The organism is Planctomycetota bacterium (genome assembly GCA_035574235.1).
Lineage (GTDB): Bacteria > Planctomycetota > MHYJ01 > MHYJ01 > JACPRB01 > DATLZA01.
This window is the reverse complement of sequence record DATLZA010000036.1, coordinates 1-5,695: the sequence shown is the minus strand read 5'-3', so window position 1 is coordinate 5,695 and position 5,695 is coordinate 1. Positions and strand designations below refer to the sequence as shown.

Annotated in this window: 3 protein-coding genes; 2 read left to right on the top strand and 1 reads right to left on the bottom strand. The window is 71.2% G+C overall.

Going from position 1 to position 5,695, the window contains the following annotated elements:
• A partial coding sequence (locus VNO22_03195) for an O-antigen ligase family protein (protein ID HXG60358.1) occupies positions 1-1,533 on the bottom strand: 1,533 nt, incomplete at its 3' end.
• Between the two features lie 109 nt (positions 1,534-1,642).
• Between VNO22_03195 and VNO22_03190 the strand changes: the two genes are divergently transcribed.
• Both VNO22_03190 and VNO22_03185 read left to right on the top strand, forming a co-directional pair.
• Positions 1,643-3,334 (top strand): DNA repair helicase XPB, encoded by a 1,692-nt coding sequence (locus tag VNO22_03190; protein ID HXG60357.1) that lies wholly within the window; start codon positions 1,643-1,645, stop codon positions 3,332-3,334.
• Positions 3,328-5,439 (top strand): helicase-associated domain-containing protein, encoded by a 2,112-nt coding sequence (locus VNO22_03185; protein HXG60356.1) that lies wholly within the window; start codon positions 3,328-3,330, stop codon positions 5,437-5,439. Before VNO22_03190 ends, VNO22_03185 begins: the two co-directional genes overlap by 7 nt.
• The last annotated feature ends 256 nt before the right edge of the window (positions 5,440-5,695 follow it).

Sequence of the window (5,695 nt, the reverse complement as noted above, 5' to 3'; positions counted from 1 at the left end):
GTCCCCCCGCGCCTCGGCCGCCGCCGCCCGCACCCGCGCGGCCCGGTATTCGTAGGGACAAAGCCCGAGCGCCCGGCGGCACAGACGTTCGCCCCGCTCCACGTCCGAGCCGAGCGCCTGCTCCGCCAGCGCCCCCGCGTCGAGGTTCCCGAAGGCGAGCGCTCCGGCCGCTCCGAGCGCCGCGGCGGCCGCCGCGAACCCCACCGCGCGCGGCCGCGGCCCGCCCCGCCGCGAAAGCGAACCCAGAAGCCCCACGAGCGCCCCGAAGAAGGAGGCGATCGCCGTGATCCGCAGGTCCATGTCCACGAAGGAGTGGATGAGCGGCACCGCGACGGCGGCTCCGGCGGCCGCGTATGCCATCCGGTCGGCCGAGGGGCGCGCCCGCAGGTCCGTCCACGCGCGCCGCGCCAGGAGGGCCACCCCTCCCAGAAAAAGCGCCAGACCCGCAAGCCCCGCTTCGAAGAAGACGTTGACGTACTCGTTGTGCGCGTGCTGGATCTGGCCGGGCATCGAAGGCGGCTGGAACGGATGGAAGCCCCACGGGTGGGATCCGAGGCCGAACCCCAGGACCGGCTGCCGCGCCGCCGCGCGCGCCGTGGCCGCGACGATCGCCCAGCGCTGGTCGGCGCCGAGTTCGAAAGGATCGATCGCTCCGAAGCGCTCCAGAAGCCCCCGCGGGTTGGCCGCAAGAAACGCCCCGGTTCCGAGCGCGGCGACCAGGGCCGCCCCGGCGGCGCTGGCGCGCCCGCGGTGGAGAAGGGGCAGAAGCGCCAGCCCCGCCGCCGCCGAAAGCGTTCCGCCCCGCGAGCGCGAAAGGACGACCGCCGCCGCGAAAAGACCCGCCAGGAGACCCCATCCCAATCCCGCCTCGAGCCGCCGCGCGACGGAAGGCGGTCCGGACTCCGTCCGGGGCGGCCACGAGAAGCGCGACCAGGCCAGGCCCGCCGCGAGCGCCAGGCCCATCCCCATGAGCCCCGCGAACGTGTTGCGGCCCACGAGCGTTCCGCTGGCGATCTCCGGACCGGAGCGCGAGCCGTCGTAGAAGGGAATCCAGTCGAGCCCCAGGAAGACGCGCGTCACCCCCCAGGCGGCCTGAAGCCCCAGGACGGCCAGAGAGGTCCGCACCGCGAACGAGCCGGAAAGCCCGGCGGCGCGGAGCCGGAGAACCAGGAGCGCCGAAAGCGCGGCCGCGGAAAGCTGCGCCGCGAAATGGACCGCCCGGAAGGTGTCCGCCGTGCCGGGCCACAGGCCGCCGACGCCGTGAAGGGTCCGCCAGCGGTGGGCGTCGGGGAAAAGAAGCGCTCCGAGGGGAAGGAACTGGAGAAGGACGAGTCCCGCCGCCCCGGCCAGGAACCCGAGCGCCGCGCGCGAGAGCGCCACGGGTCCCGGAAGGAGGACCAGCGCCGCGGCGTAGAGGGCCGCCAGGCCGGCCGCGAAGGCCGCCGCCGCCCACGGGGCCACCGCCCCGTAGGCCAGAAGCGCGCCCGTCCAGAGCGCGAGATACGCCAGCCACAGCGCCCGGGCGCGATCCATCCGGCGGAAGATAGGCCATGCGCGCGCACAAATCAAGCGGTGTACACGCCGCGGAAAGAGCCTATAATTGACCGCGTTCCATGGGGTTTCTTTTCACGAGAGGGGGACGATGAGCGCCGCGCTCAAGCCGCTGATCGTCCAGTCGGACCGCACGCTTCTTCTCGAAGTGGCGCATCCGGAGTACGAGGCGGCGCGCTCGGAGCTGGCGCGGTTCGCCGAGCTCGTCAAGAGTCCTGAGCACGTCCACACGTACCGGCTGACGCCGCTTTCGCTCTGGAACGCGGCGGCGGCGGGACTTTCGGCGGACGCGATCCTGGGGGCGCTCGAGCGCTTCTCGCGGTATCCGATTCCCCCCAACGTGGCCTTCGAGATCCGCGATCAGGTGGCGCGCTACGGGAGGCTGCGCCTGGTGGGGCGCGGGGCGGGCTACGCCGTGGAATGCGCGGACGCGGCGCTGGCGGAGGAGATCTGGGGGCACAAGGATCTGCGGCCGCTTTTCTCGGGGCGGCCCGAGCCGCAGGTTCTCGAGCTTCCGGCGGGCTCGCGGGGGCTCGTCAAGCAGGCGCTCACCCGGGCGGGGTATCCGGTGGACGACCGCGCGGGCTACGTGGAGGGCGCGCCGCTCGAGGCCGCGATCCGGCCCGAGGTGGCGCTGCGGGGCTACCAGCGCGACGCGGCGGAGGCGTTCCTGGCGACCAGCGCCGCCTCCGCGGGCGGAAGCGGGGTGATCGTTCTTCCCTGCGGGGCGGGGAAGACCGTGGTGGCCATGGAGGTGATCGCGCGGCTCAGGACCCACACGCTCATCCTCTGCACGGGCGGGATGGCGCTTCATCAATGGCGCCGCGAGCTGCTCGAGAAGACCACGATCCGTCCCGAGGAAATCGGAGCGTACAGCGGCGAGGCCAAGGACCTGCGTCCCGTGACGCTGGCGACGTACCAGATCCTGACCCATCGGCGGCGCAAGGAGGGAGAGTTTACGCACTTTGCGCTCTTCGACCGGATGAACTGGGGGCTCATCGTCTACGACGAGGTGCACCTTCTGCCGGCGGAGGTGTTCCGCGCGACGGCGCTCCTTCAGGCGCGCCGTCGGCTGGGACTGACCGCCACGCTCATCCGGGAGGACGGCCTGGAGACGGACGTCTTCAGCCTGATCGGTCCGAAGAAGTACGACGCCCCGTGGAAGGACCTCGAACGGCAGGGGTGGATCGCGCCGGCCTCCTGCGTGGAGATCCGCGTGTCCCTGGGGGAACCCGACCGGATGCGGTACGCCTCGGCGTCCGAGCGCGAGAAGTTCCGGATCGCGGCGGAGAATCCCGTCAAGATGGACGTGGTTCACGATCTTCTCCGGCGTCACGCCGACGACCGCGTGCTGGTGATCGGGCAATACCTGGATCAGCTCGACCGCCTGTCCCGGGCGTACGCGCTGCCCCTGATCACGGGGGAAACGCGGCTCAAGGAGCGGGACCGCCTGCTGGAGGCGTTCCGGAAGGGCGAGATTCGCCGGCTGGCGCTTTCGAAAGTGGGAAACTTTTCGATCGATCTTCCCGAAGCCAACGTGCTCATTCAGGTTTCGGGGCAGTTCGGGTCCCGTCAGGAGGAGGCGCAGCGTCTGGGGCGGGTGCTCCGGCCCAAGAAGGGCGGCGGGGCCGCCCGATTCTACACGGTGGTTTCGCGGGGGACCTGCGAGGAGGAGTTCGCGGCGAACCGGCAGCTCTTTCTGACCGAGCAGGGGTACGCCTACGAGATCGTGGCCGACGGCGCGCTGTACGCCCCCGGCGTGGGGAGGATCTCGCAATGCTGACGGAGGAGATCCGGGCGGCGTTGGCGCTGCCTCCCGCGCCGATACCGAAGCCGGAGGCGGTGGTCCAGAAGTACCGATCGCTTCCCAAGGAATACCGCAAGGCCGTAAACGCGCTTCATCGGGCGGGGGGCGAGCTGCCGGCCTCCGAATTTCCCGGCTCGCCCTCCCTGCGGGCGGCGCTTCAGGAGCTGGGATTCGCGTACGTGCTGCCTTCGCCGGAGCGGGTGGTGGCGCCGTTGGAGACGCTTTTCGCCGTGCCGCTGATCGAGGGGAACCCGGAGACGCTCCTCGAGGCCCTGCGGGGGTATGACCTGGAGACGCTGAGGAAGCTCGCGGCGGCGGCGCGCGTGGAGGCGGCCGGGCTGGACGAGGTGCGTCTCCGGGCGCGGCTTCACCGGGCGGCCACATCGGGGGCGACGCTGGAAGGGGTCCATGCCGGGCTTCTTCGGAATCTTCTGGAGCTGGCGGAGGCGGGCGGTCCGCAAGGAATTCCGGTCCGGGAATTCTGCCGTCTGGCGGGGATCGAGGCGCCGTCCTGGGATAAGGGCGCGGTGGACGCGCTTCCGAAGGGGGACTCGGAGCTGGCGGATCTGGCGCGGCGGATGGTCGTGACTCCGGTCCGCGTGGCTTCCGACTGGACCCGATTCTTCAATGCGGTGACGGTGCCGATCGAGATGCGGCGGGTGCTGTCGGCGCGGCCGGCGGGGGCGCCGAAGCGGTCGTGCGGGGAAGAGATGGAGGGAGCGGAGTTCCAGCCGCCGCCGGAGAGCGACGGAAGGCGGCTGGCGCTGCTCCTGGCGAGCCTGGAGCGCGAGAGGGTGGGGATGACCCGCGCGGGGAATCCGAATCTCCGGGATCTGGGGCGCCTGGGGCGGCGGCTGGGATGGACGGCGGAGGAGGCCTCGCAGCTGGCGATGCTGGCTCTGGCCGGCGGTCTGGCGGAGCCGGAGGAGCGGGGCGAGTGGGTGCGGCCGACCGAGGAGGGCTGGGCGTACCTGGCCGGGACGCCGGCGGAGCGGATTCGGAGGCTGGGGGAGTTGGCGCGGGGGATCGCCCGGAGCCTGGCGTCGGAGGGGAGCCCGCGGACGTCCGACGTTATCGCCGAAGCGCTTTTGCAGGAGCTCGATCCGGTCGAGGCCGTTCCGGGGGAGAAGGTTTGTCTTCATTGCGCCGCCGGGCGCGCCGTCGAGGCGATCCGGAAGAAGCTGAAGGAACTGGGGATGCGCCCCATCGGATTGTCCATGGGGGTGGAGGGTCTCGTTCGGGCGCTGGGCGAGGTGATTTTTCAGTTCGGTCTGGCGGAAGGGGTGCGGCGGGGAGACCGACTCGAGTATCTGCGCTGGTCGCCCAAGGGGGGCGCGGCGGAGGGCTTGCCGGGGACGGTGACGGTGCAGCCCACGGGAGAAGTGATCGCGCCGCCGGGGGCGTTTCCGCCGCAGGAGCTGGCCGCCCTGGCCCGGGCGGCGGAAATCACGGGCGTCGAGCCGGTGCTGGTCTTCTCGCTTACGCGGGCGACGGCGATGGAGGCGGCGCGGCGGGGCGAGGATCTCCTGCGGCTGCGCGCGATTCTGGAGGCGCGTTCGGGCCGTCCGTTGCCGCAGGCGGTGGCGTTTCTTCTGGAGGAGATCGGATCCCGGGTGGGGGAAGTGCGGATCGTTCCCTGCGCGGCGGTGGTGGAGGTCCGGGATCCGGCGATGCTGGCCGGGCTGAATCTGGTGCGGATTTCGGACCGGGTGGCCGCGGTTCCGATGGCGTACGATCCCGACGCGATCCGGCGCGAGCTGGAGCGGCAAGGCTACCTGGTGAAGCTGGAGCGGCCGGTGTTGACGCGGGAAACTTTGCGCGAGCAGGCGGAGGAAGCGGCGCAGGAAGACCATCGCACGTGCCGCGAGTGGGGGACGGAGCCCGAAGGCATTCGCAAGCGTGTCCTTCATGCCTCGCTGCACGGCGAGCCGCTCGAGGTGGAGATGAGGGGCGGACGGCGGCATTGTCTGGTCGGGGTCCTTCTGGGGGAAGGGCGGATCGAAGGCCTCGACCGGGACACGGGCCGCCCGGAAGTCCTGGACGCCGCCTCCGTGGTCCGCGCCCGGTCCGCCCCGCTTTGAACGTTTCCCGGGTTTCCTCCGATTCCCGCGGCACGTCGTGCGATTTTGCATTGTATATGCAGATAGGAGGGGATACACTGGGTCAGAGGCCATGATGCGGCAGCTTGGGGACGGGGCGGCTCACGGCGTTCGCGAGCAGGATCTCCTGCGCGCCCTCATGGACAGCCTTCCGGATCTCATCTACTTCAAGGACCTCCAGAGCCGCTTCATCCGCGTGAACCGCTCCATGGCGGGTTTCTTCGGCCTGGCGGACCCC